The following is a 20,986-nucleotide window of genomic DNA, read 5'->3' on the forward strand; positions in this document are numbered from 1 at the left end:
GATGCCCCTGCGCAGCGTCACGCTTCTGGGAGCGACCGGCTCCGTCGGACGTTCGGTCCGCGACATCGTCGCCGAGAATCCTGAGCGCCTGTCGATCACGACGGTTGTCGGCGGCCGGGATGCTGAGGCGCTCGCCCGAACCGCGATCGAGACCGGCGCATCCTTCGCCGCCTTGGCCGACGCCACAGGCGGCGAGGCGCTGAAACAGGCGCTCTCCGGCACGGGGATCGCGTGCGGGGCAGGGCGTTCCGCCGTGCTGGAAGCCGTCGACCGCCCGGCCGATATCGTCGTCAGCGCGATTTCCGGTGCGGCGGGGCTGGAGGCGACCTTTGCCGCGCTGCAGGCCGGGCGCACGATCGCGCTCGCCAACAAGGAAAGCCTGGTCTGCGCCGGGGCTGCGGTGATGGCGCGCGCGGCCGAGGTCGGCGTCCGTTTGCTGCCGCTCGATTCCGAGCACAACGCCCTGTTTCAGGTGCTCGGCGCGGAGCCGCTCTCATCGGTCCGCAGCATGACATTGACGGCCTCGGGCGGCCCGTTCCGGACCTGGAGCGCCGAGCGCATCGCCGCGGCGACGCCCGATCAGGCGCTGAAGCACCCGAATTATGCGATGGGCGCCAAGATCACGATCGATTCCGCCAGCATGATGAACAAGGGGCTGGAGCTGATCGAGGCCCGCTTCCTGTTCGATCTGCAGCCGGACCAGCTCGACGTGCTCGTCCATCCCCAGCAGCTCGTCCATGGTCTGGTGACCTTCCGCGACGGCTCGGTCAGCGCCGGCATGGCGGTGCCGGACATGCGGGTCGCGGCCGCGCATTGCCTCGGCATCGACGGGCGCCTTGACGCCCCGCCGCCACGCTTCCTCGATCTCGCCCTGGCGGCGCCGCTCAGTTTCGAGCGGCCCGATCTCATCCGCTTTCCGGCATTGAGGCTCGCCACGGCCGCCTTGCGGGAAGGCGGAGCGATGCCGGCCGTGCTCAACGCCGCCAACGAGGTCGCGGTCGCTGCCTTTCTCGAAGGCCGGCTCCGCTTTCCCGATATCGCGGCCCTGGTGGAGGCGGTCTGCGCAACGTCTCCCGGCGGATCGCAAGCTTCGGGCGATGTCGCTGAGGCGCTCGCCATTGACCACGATTCGAGACGGCGAGCTGCCTCGCTCTTGTCGCAAGCACGGTTCACTGTCACCTAAAGGCCGACATTGCATCGGACCGAAAAGTGGAATCCACTTTTCGGACAAATCCGATGCAGCACCAATCAGCTAGATCATCGTGATCGCGTCCGACAGGACGCGCGATGATCTAGGACCCTTGGGGGAATAGTTTCATGGAATTCGCAGCGTCGCTCTGGAATGCCGGGCAATTCGTGCTCGGCTATCTGCTGCCGTTCCTGTTCGTTCTCACCATCGTCGTCTTCGTCCACGAGCTCGGGCATTTCCTGGTCGGCCGCTGGTGCGGGGTCGACGTCAAGACCTTCTCGATCGGCTTCGGCCGCGAGCTCTTCGGCTTCAACGACCGGCATGGCACGCGCTGGCGCTTCGCGCTGATTCCGCTCGGCGGCTACGTCAAGTTTTCCGGTGATGCCGACGCCGCCAGCGCCCCTGACGATGCTGCGGTCAACCGGATGTCGGCGCAGGAGCGCGCGCGCTCCTTCCCGGCGCAGTCCCTCGGGGAGCGGGCGGCGATCGTTGCCGCCGGCCCGATCGCGAATTTCCTGCTGGCGATCCTGATCTTCGCCGGCTCGGCCTTCTTCTTCGGCAAGCAGGTGCTGATCCCGCGCGTCGATGCCGTCGTCGCGGGCAGCGCGGCAGAGAAGGCCGGCCTGAAGGCGGGCGATATCGTGATCGCCATCGACGGTCAGAGGGTCACCAACTTCTCGGACATGCAGCGCATCGTCTCGACCCGACCCGACGAGCGCCTCGAGGTCCAGGTCGAGCGTGACGGCGGGACGGTGACCCTGCCGGTGACGCCTGCGCTCACCGAGATGAAGACCCAGCTCGGCATCCAGCGCATCGGCGTGATCGGCGTGAAGGCCTCGCCGCGGCCGGAGGATTGGCAGACGCAACGATTCGGACTGCTCGAATCCACCAAGGCCGGCTTCGTCGAGACCTGGTTCGTCGTGACGCGGACCTATGACTACATCGCCAAGCTGGTGACGGGGCGCGAGTCCACCGACCAGCTCTCGGGCCCGATTCGGATCGCGCAGGTCTCGGGCATCGTCGCCTCGAATGGCGGGCTGCTCGGGCTGATCAATCTCGCCGCGATCCTCTCGGTCTCGATCGGCCTGATGAATCTGGTGCCGGTTCCCATGCTCGATGGCGGTCACCTCCTGTTCTATCTCTATGAGGCGCTCCGTGGCCGGCCTCTGAGCCCGCGCGCGCAGGAAATCGGTTTCCGGGTCGGCCTTGCGCTCGTGCTGATGCTGATGCTGTTCGTGACCTGGAACGACATCGTCCACGTTCGCGGGATGCTCTGAAACCGCCCGCGGCGCCGCACTTTGCGGCGGAAAAACGGCACGCTGCGTGGCCCTCCGGCAACGAGATTCCTAAAAACACTTTATTAACGACGATCGCGGTTTGCACCCTGCCGGAAACTTTGTAGAAGCGATTGAACCGCAATGTCCCCGTGCTGCCATCGGTTGATGGCGGTCCCCGTTTGGGGTGGTGACCAGAGAGATGGAATAGGCGACCCGATGACGTCGACCCAAAAGAGCCGGACGACCAAGACGCGGCTCTCTCGATCGATCGGACTTTCGGCTTTGATGCTGGCCGTGAGTGGTGGTGTGGCTTTCGCGCAGGCCGTGGTCGTCCACGGCAACCGGCGCGTGGATGCGGAGACGATCCGCTCCTACGCGGTCGGCCGCGAGAACCCGCAGGAGATTCGCGAGAGCCTGCTGGCGACCGGTCTGTTCAGCAGCGTGCAGGTCAACCGCCGTGGCTCGCAGATCGTCGTCTCGGTCCAGGAGCAGGGCGGCACGGTCAATCGCGTCGCGTTCGAAGGCAACCGCAAGATCAAGGGCGAGCAGCTCGCCCAGGTCGTGCAGTCGCGCGCCGGCGGCCCTATCAGCCAGGCGCTGATGGACTCCGATGCTGAGCGCCTGCGCGAAGCCTATAAGCGGTCGGGCTACGGTCTGTCCTCGGTCAGCGCCCGTGTCGCGCCGCTGCCGAACGGCCGCCAGGACGTCGTCTTCACGATCAACGAGAGCGGCAAGACCGGCATCAAGTCGATCAACTTCACCGGCAACGAAGCTTATTCGGCCGGGCGCCTGCGCGGGTTGATGACCTCGACGGAATCAAACTTCCTGAGCTGGATCAAGACCTCCGACGTCTATGATCCCGACAAGATCAATTCCGATATGGATCTCATCCGCCGCTTCTATCTGAAGAACGGCTACGCCGATTTCCAGATCACCAATAGCGCGGCTCGCTTCGACGAGGCGGCTGGTGGCTGGGTCGTCGATATTCAGGTCCAGGAAGGTCCGCGCTACCAGGTCGGCAATGTCTCGGTCGATTCCTCGCTGCGCGATGTCGATGCCGCTGCCCTGCAGCGTTACGTCGCGACCTCGACAGGCGATACCTACAACGCCGAAGCGGTCGAGAAGTCGCTGGTCGCGCTCACGACGGAAGTTGCGCGCCGCGGCCATGCCTTCGCCCAGGTTCGCCCGCGCGGTGATCGCGACGCTTCCGGCCGCCAGATCGGCATCACCTATGTCGTCGACGAAGGCCCGCGGGTCTATGTCGAGCGCATCAACGTGCGCGGCAACACCCGTACCCGCGACTATGTCGTGCGCCGCGAGCTCGATCTCGGCGAGGGCGATGCCTACAACAAGGTCATGGTCGATCGCGCCGAGCGGCGCCTGAACAACCTTGGCTTCTTCAACAAGGTCCGCATCACCAACGAGCCGGGCTCCGCTCCGGACCGCGTGGTCGTCAATATCGACGTCGAGGACAAGGCCACCGGCTCGTTCTCGATCGCCGGCGGTTACTCGACCTCGGACGGTGTCATCGGCGAAATCTCGCTGTCGGAGTCGAACTTCCTCGGCCGTGGCCAGTTCGTTCGCATCGCCGGCACGCTCGGCGAGAGAACGCAAGGCGTCGATTTCTCGTTCACCGAGCCCTATTTTCTGGGCTATCGCGTGGCTGCGGGTATCGACCTGTTCTCGAAGTTCAACGACAACTACAACACCGGCCGCTTTGAGAGCCGCGTGACGGGTGGTCAGGTGCGCTTCACCTTCCCGATCACGGAAGAATTCTCGATCACGCCGCGCTACTCGCTCTACACGACCGAGATCGACATCCCGAACGAGCCCAACCGGCCCTATAACGACTGTACCTTCCCGATCCCGGGCATCACGCCGACAGGCGCCACGGCGGCGACCCCGTTTAACTGCGTGACCAACGGCGAGGCGACGGTGGCGGTCAAGGAGGCCCAGGGCTCGACCCTGACCTCGCTCGTCGGCCTGAACTTCAACTACAACTCGCTCGACAGCGTCCAGAACCCGCGCAACGGCTTCACGGCTGAGCTGAAGCCGGAATTCGCCGGCCTCGGCGGCGACTCGAAGTTCATGCGTATCTCGGCCGATGCCCGCTACTACCGCGAGATTTTCGACGATGTCGTCGGCTTCCTGCGCGTCCAGGGCGGTCACGTCCAGGCGACCAGCGGCAATCTGCGCATGGTCGATCACTACTTCCTCGGACCGTCGCTGGTGCGTGGTTTCGCGCCCTCCGGCATCGGTCCGCGCGACGTGCTGAACGACCCGACGGCGAACGCGGTCGGCGGTACGACCTATTTCGGCGGCACCGTCGAGGTGCAGTTCCCGATCTTCGGCCTGCCGCGTGACCTCGGCCTGCGCGGCGCGGTCTTCGCCGATGCCGGCACGCTGTTCAACTATGACGGCGGCTCGAAGTCGGTGGCTTATGCCTGCCCGGCCGGCTCCGAGGCGCGCCAGTACAATGTCGTGACCGGCGGTGCGCAGTCGAGCATCGGCTGTATCCGCGACAAGAACATCCTGCGCTCGTCGGTGGGTGTCAGCTTGCTCTGGCAGTCGCCGCTGGGCCCGATCCGCTTCGACTACGCCTACGCCCTGACCAAGGACGAGGGCCAGATCGGCATCAATCCGCAGACCGGTCTCGTCGGCAAGTACGGCGGCGACCGTCTCCAGGCCTTCCGGTTCTCGGGCGGCACCCGCTTCTGACGTAAGCGGGGCGTAGCACCGGCCCGAGAAGTGGCTTCCACTTTTCGGGCAAGTCCGGTGCGATAACATGGACGATCGCCGATTTCGCGCCCGGCAGGGCGTGCGGCGATCCTGCCCGCTTCGGACCGGATCATGGCAGAGCCAGTTTTCTTTCCCTTCGCGACCTCGCTGGACTTCGGCGAGGTCGCAAGCATTTCAGGCGGAGCCTTGCCGGACGGCGTCGAGCCGACCCGCAAGCTCGATGGTGTCGCCGCTCTCGAGACGGCCGGCCCGGCCGATCTCGCCTATATGGACAATCCCAAATACACCGAGGCGCTGGCTGCGACCAAGGCGGGCCTGTGCCTGGTTTCGCCGCGCTTCGCTGATCGCGTGCCGGCCGGTACGGTGGCCCTGGTCTCGCCGGCGCCCTACCACGCCTTCGCGAAGGTGATGGCGCGCTGCTTCCCGAGCGCGCTGAAGCCTGAATCGGTTTTCGCCTCGCAGGGCGTCGCGCCTGGCGCGATCGTCCATGCCACCGCCGTTCTCGAGGCGGGCGTGACCGTCGATCCGGGCGCCGTGATCGGCCCGGGTGCCGAGATCGGAGCTGGCACCGTGATCGCGTCGCATGCGGTGATCGGTCCGCAGGTCCGGATCGGGCGCAACTGCTCGATCGGCGCGGGCAGCACGATCCAAGCGTCCCTGATCGGCAATCGCGTCATCGTCCACCCCGGTGCGCGGATCGGGCAGGACGGTTTCGGCTTCGCGATGAGCCCGAAGGGCCACATGAAGGTGCCGCAGATCGGCCGCGTCATCATCCAGGACGATGTCGAGATCGGTGCCAACAGCACGATCGACCGGGGTGCCAGCCGCGACACGGTGATCGGCGAGGGCACCAAGATCGATAACCTCGTCCAGATCGGCCATAACTGCGTCATCGGGCGCCATTGCGTGATCTGCGCGCAGACGGGGTTGGCGGGTTCCTCGACGCTTGAGGATTTCGTGGTTCTCGGCGGCCAGGTCGGGCTTGCAGGCCATCTCACCATCGGCGTCGGCGCTCAGATTGCGGCGCAGAGCGGCGTCGCCGGCGATGTTCCGCGCGGCGCCCGCTATGGCGGCTATCCGGCCCAGCCGGCGCTCGGCTGGGCGCGCGAGACGGCGCTGCTCAAGACGCTGGTCGCCAATCGCGGCAAGAAGACCGGCGCAGCGCAGGGTTGATCCAGCGTTTTCAACGCTGGATAGGCTCTTTCTACCGCGAATGCCGAGAATTTTGTTGCCGAACCCGCTCCGTTTCCGGCAAAGCGGCGGAAGGCTTTGAAATCGTGGCGGGTTGCAGGGGCGTTGCCTGCTTCCGGCCGCTGACGTGAATGCAAGGCGCTGCCCGGCGAAGGCACGCGGGAGAAGACAGACCATGAGCGAGGCGACGACGGCACTGGGTGTGATCGACATCCAGAGGATCATGGCCAGCATTCCCCATCGTTACCCGTTTTTGCTGGTGGACCGGGTCGTCGAGATCGATGGCGATACGTCTGGCGTCGGCATCAAGAACGTGACGGTCAACGAGCCGCAGTTCACCGGCCATTTCCCTGAGCGGCCGGTGTTCCCGGGCGTCCTGATGATCGAGGCGATGGCCCAGACGGCCGGCGTGCTGGTCGTGAATGCCCGCGAGGTCGGGGCGCAGGAGGTCAAATCCGTCCTCTTCACCACGATCGACAAGGCCAAGTTCCGCAAGCCCGTCACGCCGGGTGACCAGATCCGCTTCCACCTCACCAAGCTCGCCCGCAAGCGCAATATCTTCTTCTACCGTGGCGAGGCGCGCGTCGATGGCGTGCTCGTGGCCGAAGCCGAGATCTCGGCGATGGTCGTTTGAGCGTTGCGATGGTTCAGGATCAGGGCAGCGTCTCGATGAGCGTATCCATCCATCCCATGTCGCTGGTCGACCCGAAGGCCCAGCTCGGTGCGGGCGTGACGATCGGGCCGTTTTGCCAGGTCGGCCCCGATGTCGTGCTCGGCGAGGGTGTCGAGCTCGTCAGCCATGCTGTCGTCGCCGGCCGTACCACCATCGGTGCCCGTACGCGGATCTTCCCCTTCGCCTCGATCGGCCACCCGCCGCAGGACGTGAAGTATCGCGGCGAGCCCTCGACGCTGACGATCGGAGCCGATTGTCAGATCCGCGAGGGTGTCACGATGAATCCGGGCACCGAAGGCGGCGGCATGATCACCAGCGTGGGGGATCGCTGCTTTTTCCTCGCCAATTCGCATGTCGGCCACGATAGCCGCCTCGGCAACAACATCATCTTCTCGAACAACGTGATGTGCGCCGGCCATGTCACGATCGGGAACTACGTCATCGTCGGCGGCGGCGCGGGCTTGCAGCAGTTCATCCGTATCGGCGACCACGCCTTCATCGGCGGCGGAGCCGGTGTGCTGAGCGATGTCATTCCGTTCGGTACCATTCGTGACAACCCCGCCCATCTTGTCGGGTTGAATCTCATCGGCCTCAAGCGGCGCGGCTTCACGCGCGAGCAGATCCACGAGCTGCGCCGTGCCTATCGGTCGCTTTTCGCGGCCGAGGGAACCTTGACCGAGCGTGTCGAGGATGTCGCGGCCGAGTTCAGCGAGGATCCTCTGGTTCATGAGATCCTGAATTTCATCAGGGAAGGCGGTGACAAGGCGCTCTGCACGCCGCGGGACGCCACCGTCGCGGAGCGGTGAACTCCGGCCGTCCGGCCGACGCAGCCGCCCCGCGCGGGCCGCTCGTGATGATCGCGGGTGGTGGCGACTTCCCGCCACAGCTTGCCGGTATCCTCGAGGCTCGTGGCGAGCGCCCGTACATCGCGGCGCTCGCTGGCGCGGCTGATCCGGCAGCGTTCGGTGATTCCGCGGAGGTTAGAACCTATCGCCTCGGCCAGCTCGGCAGCCTGCTCGAAGAGCTGCGTCGGCGGGGCATCGCCGATATCGTCATGCTGGGCGCCCTGCCGCGGCCAAGCTTCGGCTCGCTGCGCCCCGAAGTCTCGACGCTGAAATATCTTCCGCATTTCGCCAAGGCTTTTCAGGGCGGGGACGACCATCTGCTGCGCGGCGTGGTCCGCTTCTTCGAGATGCAGGGCTTTCGCGTCCACGGGCCGGCGGATATCGCGCCCGCGATGACCGCGCCGCAGGGGGCGCTCGGCCGTAAGCAGGTCAATCCCGAACAGAGGGCCGAGCTCGAGCGCGGCTTCGCCTTGCTGGCGACGCTCTCGCCTTTCGATGTCGGACAGGCCGCGATCCTCGCCGATCATCGCGTCGTCGCGATCGAGGCCGCCGAAGGCACGGATGCGATGATCCGCCGGGTGGCCGATCTGGTGGCACGGGGGCGTCTCAAGATCGGGAAAGGCGACGGTTTCCTCGTCAAGGTCCCGAAGACCGGGCAGGATCTGCGCGTCGACATGCCGGCCATCGGGCCGGAGACCCTGCGGAACATCGCCGAGGCCGGGCTTTCCGGTATCGGCGTCCGTGCCGGCGCGGTGCTGGTCGGTGACCGGGCGGCGCTGGGTCGGCAGGCGGACCAGCTCGGCCTCTTCGTCGAGGGCTTTGCCTGATGCGGCCCTTCCGGCTGGCGATCATCGCGGGTGAGGCTTCGGGCGATGCCCTGGCCTTGCGCTTCCTCGCTGCTCTACGCGAGCGCATGGGCGATCGCCCGATCGCGCTTTGCGGCGTGGGCGACCATGGCCTGCCCGAGGCCGGGCTCAAATCGCTCTTTCCCCAGGCCGATATCGCCGTGATGGGCTTCGGCCCGGTGATCGCGCGCCTGCCTTTGCTGCTGCGGCGGATGGAGGATGCGGCGCGTGGCATCGTCGCATTCCAGCCCGACCTGCTGCTGACGATCGACAGCCCGGATTTCTGCCTGCGCGTCGCGAAGAAGGTGAGGGCGCGGGCACCTTCCATCCCGATCGTGCATTGGGTCTGCCCCAGCGTCTGGGCCTGGCGTTCCAGCCGGGCGCGCCGGATGGCACCGCATGTCGACCGCATCCTCGCGCTGCTGCCTTTCGAGCCCGCGGCGCTCGCGCGCCTGCACGGGCCCGAGACCGTCTATGTCGGCCATCCCTTGATGGAGCGGCTCGCCGAGATGCGCCCCGATACGGAGGAACGGCGTCGTCGTGACGATGTCGGGCAGCCGGTCGTGCTCGTCCTGCCCGGCAGCCGGCGTTCCGAGATCCATCACTTGATGCCGGTCTTCGGCGAGGCGGTCGCGAAGGCCGCAGCGGCGGTGCCGGGCGCGCGTTTCGTCCTGCCGGCGGTGCAGCGGTTGCAGCCGATGATTGCCGAGGCGACTGCGCGTTGGCCGGTCGCGCCTGAGATCGTGACGGGTGAGGCTGCCAAGCTCACGGCGTTCCGGGAGGCCCGCGCCGCGTTGGCGGCCTCTGGGACCGTGACGCTGGAGCTTGCCTTGTCGCAGATTCCGACCGTCGCTGCCTATCGTGGTGCTGGTTGGGAGGCCTTCCTGGCGCGGCGCCTCGTCAAGCTGCCGAGCGTCATCCTGCCCAACCTCATTCTCGGCCGCAGCGTCGTCCCCGAATTCATCCAGGAAGAGGCGACCGCCGATGCGCTGAGCGGCCACCTGCTTGCCGCGATAGCGGAAGGCGAGAAGCGCCGCGAGCAGCTCGACGGCTTCGCCGAGGTCGAGACGATCATGCGTTCGGCCGGGCCGAGCCCAGCCGCGAACGCGGTTGCGGCGGCGTTGGAGCTGGTCGCCTTGCGGAGCGGCCGCGAGGCGACGCAAGCCTGAGCCGGCTTACTCGACGACGGCGCCCGAGGCCTTGGCGATCGGCGCCCATTTGGCGAGCTCGACCTTGACGTGCTCGCCGAGCTGCTCCGGCGTCGAGCCGACGATATCGGCGCTGACGTCGTTGAGCTTCTTCTTGACGTTCTCGTCCTTCAGGGCCTGGTTGGCGGCCTGGTTGATCCTGTCGACGATCGGGCGGGGCATGTTGGCCGGGCCGAACAGCGCGTTCCAGGTATAGGTCTCGTAGCCGGCAAGGCCGCCCTCGGCGATCGTCGGCAAATCCGGGAAGGAGGCGACGCGTTCCTTGGTGGTGACGCCGATCGCCCGCAGCTGGCCGTTCCGGATGAAGCCGGCCGAGGAGGGCAGGTTGTCGAACATGATCGGCACCGCGCCGGCGACCACATCGTTCAGGGCAGGCCCCGCGCCGCGATAGGGCACATGGTTCATCTGCACGCCGCCGAGCGACTTGAACAATTCGCCCGAGAGATGCAGCGGCGTGCCGACGCCGGAGGAGGCATAGGAGTACTTGCCGGGATTGGCCTTCAGCACCTCGATCACCTCCTTGACCGTCTTGGCCGGGAAGTCCGGATGCACGACCATGACGTTCGGCACGATCGCGAGCAGGGAGATCGGGGTGAAGTCCTTCACCGCGTCGAAGGTCACCGTCTTCAGGATCGCGGGGTTGAGGGCATGGGTCGAGATGGTGCCGAGCAGCAGCGTGTAGCCGTCAGCTTGCGCACGGGCGACTGCGGTGGAGCCGATATTGCCGCCGGCGCCGGCCCGGTTCTCGATCACCACGCTCTGGCCGAGGATTTCGCCCATCTTCTGTCCGACGAGGCGGGCGACGATATCGGTCGAGCCGCCGGCGGCGAAGGGGACGATCAGCGTGATCGGCCGGGTAGGGAAAGCGGCCTGCGCCCGCGCCTGCGTGCTCGCGAAGCCGGCGGCGCCGGCTGCGATCAGGAAGGAGCGGCGGTCGAGGAAGCGGCTTTCGGTCATGAACGGATCTCCGTTGGATGATGCGATTTTAACCGGACGCGCCTGCGGATCACTCGCGCTGCATTGATCAATCATCTGAAACAATAAGGGCGCGGTGGAGACCACCGCGCCCTTGCAGGTATTCACGCTTTCGCCGGGATCAGCGACGGCCGATCGGGGTGTAGTCGCGCTGCGGCGAGCCGGTATAGAGCTGACGCGGGCGGCCGATCCGCTGGGACGGGTCCTCGATCATTTCCTTCCACTGCGCGATCCAGCCGACCGTGCGGGCGACGGCGAAGAGCACCGTGAACATCGAGGTCGGGAAGCCCATCGCCTTGAGCGTGATGCCCGAATAGAAGTCGATGTTCGGGTAGAGCTTCTTCTCGATGAAGTACTCGTCCGAGAGCGCGATGCGCTCCAGTTCGACCGCAACGTCGAGCAGCGGATCGTCCTTGATGCCGAGCTCGTTCAGCACCTCATGCGTGGTCTTCTGCATGATCTTGGCGCGCGGGTCGTAGTTCTTGTAGACGCGGTGGCCGAAGCCCATCAGGCGGAACGGATCGTTCTTGTCCTTCGCCTTGGCGATGTATTTCGGGATGTTCTCGACCGAGCCGATCTCCTCGAGCATCTTGAGCGCGGCTTCGTTGGCGCCGCCATGGGCGGGGCCCCAGAGGCAGGCGGTGCCGGCCGCGATGCAGGCGAAGGGATTGGCGCCCGAGGAGCCGGCGAGGCGGACCGTCGAGGTCGAGGCGTTCTGCTCGTGGTCGGCATGCAGGATGAAGATGCGGTCGAGCGCGCGCGACAGGACGGGATTGACCTTGTACTCCTCGGCCGGCACCGCGAAGCACATGCGCAGGAAGTTCGAGGTGTAGTCGAGCGAGTTCAGCGGGTACACGAAGGGCTGACCGACCGAGTACTTGTAGGCCATCGCGGCCAGCGTCGGCACCTTCGCGATCATGCGCATCGAGGCGATCATGCGCTGGTGCGGGTCCGAGATGTCGGTCGAGTCGTGATAGAAGGCCGACATCGCGCCGATCGAGGCGACCATCACCGCCATCGGGTGCGCGTCGCGGCGGAAGCCCTGGAAGAAGCGGGCCATCTGCTCATGCACCATGGTGTGGCGCGTGATGCGATAGTCGAAATCGGCCTTCTGGGCGGCCGTCGGCAGCTCCCCGTAGAGCAGCAGGTAGCAGGTCTCGAGGAAGTCGCCATGCTCGGCGAGCTGATCGATCGGGAAGCCGCGATAAAGCAGGATGCCCTTGTCGCCGTCGATATAGGTGATCTGCGACTCGCAGCTCGCCGTCGAGGTGAAGCCGGGATCGTAGGTGAACATGCCCGTTTGGGCGTAGAGCTTGGCGATGTCGATGACGGCGGGGCCGACCGACCCCTCCTTGATCGCCATGTCGACGGTCTTGTCGCCGACCTGGAGCTGGCTGTTACTTCCGCTCATCGATACCGATCCTTTCAAGGCTCGCTGCTGTTCAGCCCTGGTTTCGCCTCTCCGCGCTTTCGCGCCGGGCATCTCGCATCCGAAGGCCGCGATGTGACGGACACATGTCGAAAGGAGACGGGAAGAGGCGGTCCATGTGACTGATTTACAAGCAATATTCGTGCCCGCCGCGCTGGCGCGCTGCAATGCACTTGCGCGTCACTAGACCATTTGCGCAGTGCATTCAACCGAGCCAAAAGGCGGTTGGAGCCGCGCTGCGCTCATATCTGCGCGAGCGGGTGGTTTGCGCCCGATGAAGGTGTTTTTGAACCTGCGATTTTCCCGGGCCTGCGTTGACGGAAGGCGCCGTGCTGGCGAGCCCAAAAGCCTTGGATCACCCGGTCGTGGGTTCCGGGTTCTCCGCTGCGCGAAGCCCCGGAATGACAAGGTGGCCTTGTTCGCGCCTGCTCACGCCGCCTGATCGGCGAGCCGTGCCAGCGTCTCCTCGCGGCCGAGAACGGCCATGACGTCGAACAGGCCCGGCGACATCGCACGGCCGGTCAGCGCGGCGCGCAGCGGCTGCGCCGCCTGGCCGAGCTTCAACCCGCTTTCCTCGACATAGGCGCGAACCGCCGCCTCAAGCGGGGCCGGCGACCAGTCTTCGACGGCCGCGAGCTTTTCCGCGATCTGCGGCAGGCGCTGGCGGGCGGCATCGTCGAGCAGGCCCTTGGCCTTGTCGTCGAGTTGGAGCGGGCGCTGGGCATAGAGATAGAAGGCGCTGTCGAGCAGTTCGATCAGCGTCTTGGCGCGCTCCTTGAGGCCGGGCATGGCGGCGAGGAACTTCGCTTCCAGCTCCGGCGAGAGCGTGGGGCCGAGCCCGCGCGCCGGCCCGATCTCCGGCAGGATGACCTTGAGCGCATCGAGCAGGTCCTGGTCGCTCGACTGGCGCATATAGAGCCCGTTGAGGTTCTCCAGCTTGGCGTAGTCGAAACGGGCCGGCGAGCGGCCGATCGAGGACAGCTTGAAAGCGCCGATCATCTCCTGCGTGGAGAAGACCTCCTGGTCGCCATGGCTCCAGCCCAGCCGCACCAGATAGTTGCGCAGCGCCGCCGGCAGGTAGCCCATCGAGCGGTAGGCATCGATGCCGAGCGCGCCATGGCGCTTCGAGAGCTTGGCGCCGTCCGCGCCATGAATCAGCGGGATATGCGACATGCTCGGCACGTCCCAGCCCAGCGCGTCGTAGATCTGCGTCTGGCGGGCAGCGTTGGTCAGGTGGTCGTCGCCGCGGATGATATGGGTCACGCCCATGTCGTGGTCGTCGACGACGACGGCGAGCATATAGGTCGGCGTGCCGTCCGAGCGCAGCAGCACGAGATCGTCGAGATTCTCGTTCTGCCAGACGACGCGGCCCTGGACCTCGTCATTGACCACGGTCTCGCCGGTCTGCGGCGCCTTGAGGCGGATGACCGGCTTCACGCCTTCCGGCGCGGTTGCCGGGTCGCGGTCGCGCCAGCGCCCGTCATAGCGCAGCGGCTTGCCCTCGGCGCGCGCCTTCTCGCGCATCTCCTCGAGCTCGGCTTGAGACGCGTAGCAGTGATAGGCCTTGCCGGCGGCGAGCATCTGCTCGGCGACCTCGCGGTGCCGGGCGGCGCGCTGGAACTGGTAGACGGTCTGGCCGTTCCAATCGAGGCCGAGCCATTCCAGCCCGTCGAGAATCGCGGCGATGGCGGCATCGGTCGAACGTTCCCGGTCGGTATCCTCGATGCGCAGCAGCATCTTGCCGCCTTGCCGGCGGGCATAGAGCCAGTTGAACAGCGCGGTCCGGGCTCCGCCGATATGGAGGAAACCGGTGGGCGAGGGCGCAAAGCGCGTGACGACGGCGTTGCTCATGGGAGGGAACTCCGGCCGGGCGGCGCAGGGCCGTCCGGGGCAAGACAGGGAAAGGGGCCAAGTCGTGACATGACAACCGGCGCGCGCCCTGTAACATGGCTTGGCCGGAAAGGTTAAGCGGACAAATCGCAGCGCCGGCAGGGTAAGGAGCGGGCGATGCAGCCGGCACCGCCGGGGCAGGGGCAGCAGAGTGGCCGGCGCGGCGCACGCGCCGATGCCTTGCCGGCTCGCCTTGGCGTTTTCGTGCCGCTGTCGGCGAGCCTGCGCCCTTTGCTTCGAGAGCTTTGGCTCCGCTTGCAGCGAGGCTTCGCGCTGGAAGCCGAACGGCGCCGGCCCTTCCTCTGGCTGCCCATCGCCATGGGCGTCGGCATCCTGCTCTATTTCGCCGCTGATCGTGAGCCGGCATTATGGGCGCCGCTGCTCGGCCTGGGCATGAGTGGTGTGGCGGCCTTCGTCTTGCGTTTTCGCCCTGTGGCGTCGATGGCCTGCCTTGCGGCAGCGGCCGCCTTTCTCGGCTTTGCCGCCGGTGCCTGGCGGACGGCCGATATCGCGGCGCCGATGCTGGATCGGCCGCGCATCGGCAAGCTGACCGGCTTCGTCGAGAGCGTCGAGGCGCGCGACAGCGGCGCGCGGCTCGTCGTGCTGGTGACCGATCTCGCCAATGTGCCCGTTGATCAGCGGCCGAAACGGGTCCGCGTCAACATCCGGCAGGGCTCTGTCGCAGCCGGGGACCATATCGTCGCGACCGCGCGCCTGCTGCCGCCGCCGGGGCCGGCGCGGGCGGGCGGCTATGATTTCGGCCGCGACGCCTTCTTCCGCGGGATCGGCGCCGTCGGCAGCGTTTCCGGCAAGATTGCCCTAGTGCCGGCGCCTTATCCGATGCCGACGCGCTTAGCGATCGACGTGATGATCGACCGCGCCCGCAACGCCCTGACCAAACGCATCGCCGAGGTCGGGGGCGGGCAGGGCGGGGCCATCGCCGCCGCCCTCGTCACCGGCAAGCGCGGCCTGATCACCGAGGCCACCAATAATGACCTGCGTGCCGCCGGCATCTACCACATCGTCTCGATCTCCGGCCTGCATATGGTCCTCGCCGCCGGCACGATCTTCTGGCTGGTGCGCGCGCTGCTCGCCCTGTCGCAGACGGTTGCGCTGCACTGGCCGGTCAAGAAGCTCGCCGCGGTCGCGGCCATGATCGGCGCGACCGCCTATTGCGTCTTCTCGGGCAGCGATGTCGCGACCGAACGCTCGCTGATCATGACGCTGGTCATGCTCGGCGCGATCCTGGTCGATCGCGCGGCGCTGAGCATGCGCAATCTCGCGCTTGCCGCGATGATCGTTCTGCTGCGCGAGCCGGAAGCGCTGCTCGGGCCGAGCTTCCAGATGTCCTTCGGTGCGGTTGCGGCGCTGATCGCCTTCGCCGAGCGCTGGGAGAGACGAGACCGCAGCGAGCCGCCATCGGCATTGCCCTGGCCGCTCGGGCCGATCTGGACGGCGGCGCTCGGCATCCTCGTCACCACCATGCTGGCGACCGCCGCGACCGCTCCCTTCGGAGCCTATCATTTCCAGACCTTCAACCCCTTCGGCCTGCTCGGCAACGCCATGGCGCTGCCTTTCGTCTCGCTCTTCGTGATGCCGGCGGCCGTGTTCGGCGTACTCGCCTATCCGTTCGGGCTGGACTGGCCGGCCTGGGCCCTGATGGGGCTTGCCTCCGACGTCGTGCTCAAGGTGGCGCATTGGGTCGCGACCATCGATCATTCCACCGTGACGGTCGCGGCCTTCGGCTCAGGCGTGCTGGCCTGTTTCGCTGTGGCTTTGCTCTGGCTGACGCTCTGGACCACGGCCTGGCGCTGGTTGGCGGCCGTGCCGCTCATCCTCGGCGTTGCCATAGCCGGCAAGCCGGAGCGGCCCGAGATCCTGATCGAGCGCGACGGCTCGGGGCTGGCCGTGCGCGGCCCGGACGGGCGCCTCGCGATCGCGGGCAAGCCCAGCCGCTTCGTCCTGCAGCAATGGCTTGCCGCCGATGGCGACAGCCGCTCGCCCGAAGATCCTACGCTGCGTACCGGCGTCAGCTGCGACCGGTTGGGGTGTGTCGCGCAGACAGCCGACAAGCGCACGATCTCATATACGCGCGAGCGCCTCGCCATCATCGAGGATTGCCTGCGCGCCGACCTCGTCGTCACCGCCATCCCATGGAGCGGGGCTTGCAAGGCCAGGCTGGTCGAGCGCATGGCGCTATCACGCGATGGCGCGACCTCGCTCTACCGGACGGCATACGGGTGGAGCCGCCACATCTCGGAGCCAAATGCCGCCGAACGCCCCTGGAGCCGCCGGCGCGAGCCGCGCCCGGCGGTGTCGGCAACACCGTCGGCCAGTCAGCCGGCAACGGCGCAGCCTGCATCAGCCTCCGACAGTGAGGCCGATGCCGATGTCGAGCGCCTTCAGTAACGCCGCATCAGGTTGACGAGGCGGCCCTGGATCTTGACCCGGTCGGGACCGAGCACGCGGGTCTCGTAAGCCGGATTTGCGGCTTCGAGCGCGATCGAGGAACCACGCTTGCGCAGGCGCTTCAGCGTCGCTTCCTCGTCGTCGATGAGAGCCACGACGATGTCGCCGGTATTGGCCGTGTCCTGCCTGCGGATGACGACCGTATCGCCGTCGAGAATGCCGGCCTCGACCATCGAATCGCCGCGCACTTCCAGCGCGTAATGCTCGCCGGAGCCGAGCATGTCGGGCGGCAGCGAGACGGTGTGGCTGCGGCTCTGGATCGCCGAGATCGGCGTGCCCGCCGCGATGCGACCCATGACGGGAATGGCGATGGAATGCCGGCTGTCGTCCTCGACGGCTGTGGGCCGAGGCTTGGCGACGCTCGGTTGCGCACCGAGACCACCCTGCACGACGGCCGGGCTGAAGCGTGGACGCGGCTGCGGCGCGCCGAGCCCGTCCGGCATCTTGATGACCTCAAGCGCGCGCGCCCGGTTCGGCAGGCGGCGGATGAAGCCCCGCTCTTCCAGCGCCATGATCAGGCGGTGAATGCCGGATTTCGAGCGCAGGTCGAGCGCATCCTTCATCTCGTCGAAGGAGGGCGGCACACCGCTCTCGCGCAAGCGTTCCTGGATGAAGCGCAGGAGTTCGTGTTGCTTGCGTGTCAGCATGGTCGCCGCCAGCCCCTCAATGCGCAGATTCGAAACAAAGCACGAACACCATACGCGTTCTGCTTGTGTTCTGCAAGCTGCTACCGCAAGGGCAGGATATGGCAGGTATCGCCCTTCTTCGCCGGGGCGGCATGGGCCGGACGGATTGTCAACGCTTGCGCCCGTGCCAGCGTGCCGAGCATCGAGGAATCCTGCCGGTCGAAGGGCGTCGCGACCCAGCCTTCGGGCGTCAGCGTGAGCTCCGAGCGCAGGTAGTCCTCGCGCTCGTCGTTGCCTGGCATGTCGCGGCCGAGAATTGCGGGGATGCTGCGGTCGCGATCGGCATCCGAGATGCCGAGCAGCGCCTCGATCAAGGGCAGCACGAAAAGATGGCCGCAGACGATCGAGGAGACCGGATTGCCCGGCAGTCCGACCACGACCATCCGGCCGAGGCGCCCGGTCATCATCGGCTTGCCCGGCCGCATCGCGATCTTCCAGAAGCCGAGGGTCATGCCGGCGCGCGTCAGCGCTTCCTGCACGAGGTCATGCGCGCCGACCGAGGCGCCGCCCAGCGTGATCAGCACATCGGCATCGGCCTCGCGTGCCTGCGCGATCTTGGCTGCAAGGTCGGTATGATCGTCGCGGGCAATGCCGAGATCGATGACAGTGCCACCGGCCTTCTCGACCAAGGCGGCGAGCGAAAACGAGTTCGAAGCGACGATCTGGTCGCGGCCGACCGGTTCGCCCGGCGCCACCAATTCATCGCCGGTGGCGAGGATCGCGACGCGCGGCTTGCGCCGGACGGGCAAAGTCGGATGCCCCATCGCGGCGGCAAGCCCGAGCGCCGCGCTGTCGAGCACGCGGCCGGCTTGCAGCAGCACGTCGCCTTCGTGGAAATCCAGTCCCGCCGCGCGGAGGAACTTGCCCTTGGCCGGGGGGATGCGGACGCGGATCACCGGGCCGCCGACGCCGTCAGCGTCTTCCTGCATCAGGATGGTATCGGCTCCATCAGGCATCGGAGCGCCCGTGAAGATGCGCACGGCCTGTCCCGGCCCGACCGATCCGTCGAAAGCCCGGCCGGCGGCGGATTCGCCGATGACCGAGAGCGAGACGCCTTCCGCCATCTCGTCGCCGCGCACGGCGTATCCGTCCATGGCGGAATTCGCGAAGGGCGGCTGTGTCCGGAGCGCCTTGACCTCGCCGGCGAGCACCCGCCAGGCGCATTGCGCCAGCGGCAGGGTTTCTGCTCCCGTCGGCCCCGGAATGCTGTCGAGCAGCGCCTTGCGCGCGACGGGGACCGGAGTGAGCGCCATCAGCTAGCTTTTGCCTCGTAATCGCCGGACTGGCCGCCGGATTTGTGCAGCAAGCGGATGTTCTCGATCCGCATCGCCCGGTCGACGGCCTTGACCATGTCGTAGACGGTGAGACAGGCGACCGAGACGGCGGTGAGCGCCTCCATCTCGACGCCGGTCTGGCCCTTCATCTTGACTTCCGCGCGCACGCGCACGCCCGGCAAGGCCTCGTCGATGGCGAGATCGACGGCGATCTTGCTCAGCAGCAGCGGATGGCAGAGCGGGATCAATTCATGCGTGCGCTTCGCCGCCATGATGCCGGCGAGGCGCGCGGTGCCGAGAACGTCGCCCTTCCTGGCGTTGCCGTCACGCACGATCGCGATCGTCTCCGGCGCCATGACGACCTGGCCTTCGGCGACCGCGATGCGGGTCGTCTCGGCCTTGCCGCCGACATCGACCATATGCGCCTGGCCTTGCGCGTCGAGATGGCTGAGCCGGCTCACGCCGCGACGGCCTTGCCGGTGAGCAGCGCCTGCGTCGCGGCGGTGACGTCGGCCTGCCGCATCAGGCTCTCGCCGACGAGGAAGGTATTCACGCCGATCCGGTTGAGCCGGGCGATGTCGGGGTGGGTGAAGATGCCGCTCTCGCTGATGACGATCCGATCAGCCGGCACGCGCGGCGCCAATCGCTCGGTCACGGCGAGATCGACATTGAAGCTGCGCAGGTCGCGGTTGTTGATGCCGAGCAGGCGGCTTTCGAGCTTGAGCGCCCGGTCGAGCTCGGCATCGTCATGGACCTCGACGAGGACATCCATGCCGAGCTCGCGCGCGGTCTCGTTCAATGCCCTGGCGGTGGCGTCGTCGACGCCGGCCATGATGATCAGGATGCAATCGGCGCCCCAGGCGCGAGCCTCGTAGACCTGATAGGGCTCGTAGAGGAAATCCTTGCGCAAGGCCGGCAGGCCGGCGGCCTCGCGCGCTGCGGTCAGGAAGTCCGGCTGGCCCTGGAAGGAGGGCGCGTCGGTCAGCACCGAGAGACAGGCCGCACCGCCGGCCGCATAGGCGCGGGCGAGCGAGGGCGGATCGAAATCGGCGCGGATCAGGCCCTTGGACGGGCTCGCCTTCTTGATTTCTGCGATCAGGGCCGGCGTGCCCTGCGCGAGCTTGCTTGCGAGCGCGTCAGCAAAGCCGCGCGGCTTGCTGGCCGCGCGCGCCCGGCGCTCGATCTCGGCCTGCGAAACCGCGGCCTTGGCCGCCGCGATCTCCTGGCGCTTATAGGCTTCGATCTTGGCGAGGATATCGGTCATGCCGGCCTCACGCGTTCGAGGCTTTGACGAGCGCGGCGAGCACCGCCTTGGCCTTGCCGGAATCGAGCGCGACCGTGGCCTGGGCGAAGCCGTCCTTCAAATCCTTGGCCTTGCCGGCGACGAGCAGCGCGGCAGCCGCATTGAAGGCGGCGATGTCGCGGAAGCCGGTCTTTTCGCCGGCGAGCACGGCATTCAGCGCCGCCGCGTTTTCCTCGGGCGTGCCGCCGCGCAGGACCTCGGGCTTGGCGGGCTGGAGGCCGACATCGGCCGGGCTGATCGAGAAGCTCTCGATCTTGCCGTTCTCCAGCGAGACGACGCGGGTCGGCCCTGTCGTGGTGATCTCGTCGAGACCGTCCGAGCCGTGCACGGCCCAGACGCGGGTCGAGCCGAAAGAGGCGAGCACCTTGGCCATCGGCTCCAGCCAGGTCTCGGAGAAGGCGCCGATGAGCTGGCGCTTGGCGCCGGCCGGATTGGAGAGCGGGCCGAGCAGGTTGAAGATCGTGCGCGTGCCGAGCTCGGTGCGCACCGGCGCGACATGGCGCATCGAGGCGTGATGCGTCGGCGCGAACATGAAGCCGACGCCGGCCTCGCGGATGCAATGCTCGGTCGCAGCCGGATCGAGCCCGACCTTGACGCCGAGCGCGGTCAGCACGTCGGCGGCGCCGGAGCGCGAGGAGGCGGCGCGATTGCCATGCTTGGCGACCGGCACGCCGCAGGCCGCGGTGATGATCGAGGCCAGCGTCGAGACATTGTAGGAGCCGGAGGAATCGCCGCCGGTGCCGACGATGTCGATCGCCTCGGGCGGCGCCTTCACGGGCAGCATCTTGCCGCGCATGGCGCCGACCGCGCCGGCGATCTCGTCGATCGTCTCGCCGCGCACGCGCAGCGCCATCAGGAAGGCGGCTGATTGTGCGTTGGTCACTTCGCCCGACAGGATGGTGTCGAAGGCGTCGCGCGCTTCCTCGCGGGAGAGCGTCGCGCCGGTCGCGACCTTGGCGATGAAGGGTTTGAAATCGTCCATGGGAACTCTGC

At 67.1% G+C, this 20,986-nt stretch carries 17 protein-coding genes; 9 read left to right on the forward strand and 8 right to left on the reverse strand.

Annotated elements, in window-relative coordinates:
• The first annotated feature begins 1 nt into the window (after position 1).
• From dxr to lpxB, 8 genes are all read left to right on the forward strand, one after another.
• Entirely contained in the window at positions 2–1,183 is a 1,182-nt protein-coding gene (gene dxr / locus AC07NY_RS19950; RefSeq protein WP_494585254.1) for a 1-deoxy-D-xylulose-5-phosphate reductoisomerase, read from the forward strand.
• Positions 1,184–1,317: 134 nt separating this feature from the next.
• A complete protein-coding gene (rseP, locus tag AC07NY_RS19955) occupies positions 1,318–2,466 on the forward strand; it encodes an RIP metalloprotease RseP (protein ID WP_494585255.1) in 1,149 nt (382 codons plus the stop codon).
• A 216-nt stretch (positions 2,467–2,682) separates the two neighbouring features.
• On the forward strand, positions 2,683–5,184 hold the full coding sequence (gene bamA, locus AC07NY_RS19960; RefSeq protein WP_494585256.1) for an outer membrane protein assembly factor BamA: 2,502 nt from the start codon (positions 2,683–2,685) through the stop codon (positions 5,182–5,184).
• A 132-nt stretch (positions 5,185–5,316) separates the two neighbouring features.
• Positions 5,317–6,378 carry a UDP-3-O-(3-hydroxymyristoyl)glucosamine N-acyltransferase gene (gene lpxD / locus AC07NY_RS19965; protein WP_492286470.1) on the forward strand — a complete coding sequence of 354 codons (1,062 nt, stop codon included), beginning with the start codon at positions 5,317–5,319 and terminating at the stop codon, positions 6,376–6,378.
• Positions 6,379–6,571: 193 nt separating this feature from the next.
• Complete coding sequence (gene fabZ, locus AC07NY_RS19970; RefSeq protein ID WP_492286469.1) at positions 6,572–7,030, forward strand: 3-hydroxyacyl-ACP dehydratase FabZ; 459 nt, start codon at positions 6,572–6,574, stop codon at positions 7,028–7,030.
• A 35-nt stretch (positions 7,031–7,065) separates the two neighbouring features.
• Positions 7,066–7,875 (forward strand): acyl-ACP--UDP-N-acetylglucosamine O-acyltransferase, encoded by an 810-nt coding sequence (lpxA, locus tag AC07NY_RS19975; protein ID WP_492286468.1) that lies wholly within the window; start codon positions 7,066–7,068, stop codon positions 7,873–7,875.
• Complete coding sequence (locus AC07NY_RS19980; protein WP_494585257.1) at positions 7,872–8,741, forward strand: LpxI family protein; 870 nt, start codon at positions 7,872–7,874, stop codon at positions 8,739–8,741. The genes lpxA and AC07NY_RS19980 overlap by 4 nt, the downstream gene beginning before the upstream one ends.
• Positions 8,741–9,928 (forward strand): lipid-A-disaccharide synthase, encoded by a 1,188-nt coding sequence (gene lpxB, locus AC07NY_RS19985; RefSeq protein WP_494585258.1) that lies wholly within the window; start codon positions 8,741–8,743, stop codon positions 9,926–9,928. The genes AC07NY_RS19980 and lpxB overlap by 1 nt, the downstream gene beginning before the upstream one ends.
• Before the next feature lie 6 nt (positions 9,929–9,934).
• Here lpxB and AC07NY_RS19990 read toward each other — a convergent pair whose 3' ends face one another.
• The 3 genes from AC07NY_RS19990 to gltX form a co-directional block, all read right to left on the reverse strand.
• Positions 9,935–10,924 (reverse strand): Bug family tripartite tricarboxylate transporter substrate binding protein, encoded by a 990-nt coding sequence (locus AC07NY_RS19990; RefSeq protein ID WP_494585259.1) that lies wholly within the window; start codon positions 10,922–10,924, stop codon positions 9,935–9,937.
• A gap of 139 nt (positions 10,925–11,063) precedes the next feature.
• The gene (gene gltA / locus AC07NY_RS19995) at positions 11,064–12,353 is read right to left on the reverse strand and encodes a citrate synthase (RefSeq protein ID WP_492286464.1); all 1,290 of its coding nucleotides are present in this window, start codon (positions 12,351–12,353) and stop codon (positions 11,064–11,066) included.
• A gap of 447 nt (positions 12,354–12,800) precedes the next feature.
• Positions 12,801–14,222, reverse strand: coding sequence for a glutamate--tRNA ligase (gene gltX, locus AC07NY_RS20000; RefSeq protein WP_494585260.1), 1,422 nt, complete (start codon positions 14,220–14,222; stop codon positions 12,801–12,803).
• A gap of 156 nt (positions 14,223–14,378) precedes the next feature.
• Between gltX and AC07NY_RS20005 the strand changes: the two genes are divergently transcribed.
• Positions 14,379–16,670, forward strand: coding sequence for a ComEC/Rec2 family competence protein (locus AC07NY_RS20005; RefSeq protein WP_494585261.1), 2,292 nt, complete (start codon positions 14,379–14,381; stop codon positions 16,668–16,670).
• Here AC07NY_RS20005 and lexA read toward each other — a convergent pair.
• The 5 genes from lexA to trpD form a co-directional block, all read right to left on the reverse strand.
• A complete protein-coding gene (lexA, locus tag AC07NY_RS20010; protein WP_494585262.1) occupies positions 16,664–17,377 on the reverse strand; it encodes a transcriptional repressor LexA in 714 nt (237 codons plus the stop codon). The two genes, AC07NY_RS20005 and lexA, sit on opposite strands and share 7 nt — an antisense overlap.
• An 80-nt stretch (positions 17,378–17,457) precedes the next feature.
• Positions 17,458–18,669 (reverse strand): molybdopterin molybdotransferase MoeA, encoded by a 1,212-nt coding sequence (locus AC07NY_RS20015; protein WP_494585263.1) that lies wholly within the window; start codon positions 18,667–18,669, stop codon positions 17,458–17,460.
• A complete protein-coding gene (gene moaC, locus AC07NY_RS20020) occupies positions 18,669–19,151 on the reverse strand; it encodes a cyclic pyranopterin monophosphate synthase MoaC (protein WP_494585264.1) in 483 nt (160 codons plus the stop codon). Before moaC ends, AC07NY_RS20015 begins: the two co-directional genes overlap by 1 nt.
• A complete protein-coding gene (gene trpC, locus AC07NY_RS20025) occupies positions 19,148–19,954 on the reverse strand; it encodes an indole-3-glycerol phosphate synthase TrpC (protein WP_494585265.1) in 807 nt (268 codons plus the stop codon). Before trpC ends, moaC begins: the two co-directional genes overlap by 4 nt.
• A gap of 7 nt (positions 19,955–19,961) precedes the next feature.
• Positions 19,962–20,975, reverse strand: a complete 1,014-nt coding sequence (gene trpD, locus AC07NY_RS20030) for an anthranilate phosphoribosyltransferase (RefSeq protein ID WP_494585266.1) — start codon at positions 20,973–20,975, stop codon at positions 19,962–19,964.
• Positions 20,976–20,986: the final 11 nt, after the last annotated feature.

This window comes from Allobosea sp. GW821-FHT09G06 (assembly GCF_059416005.1).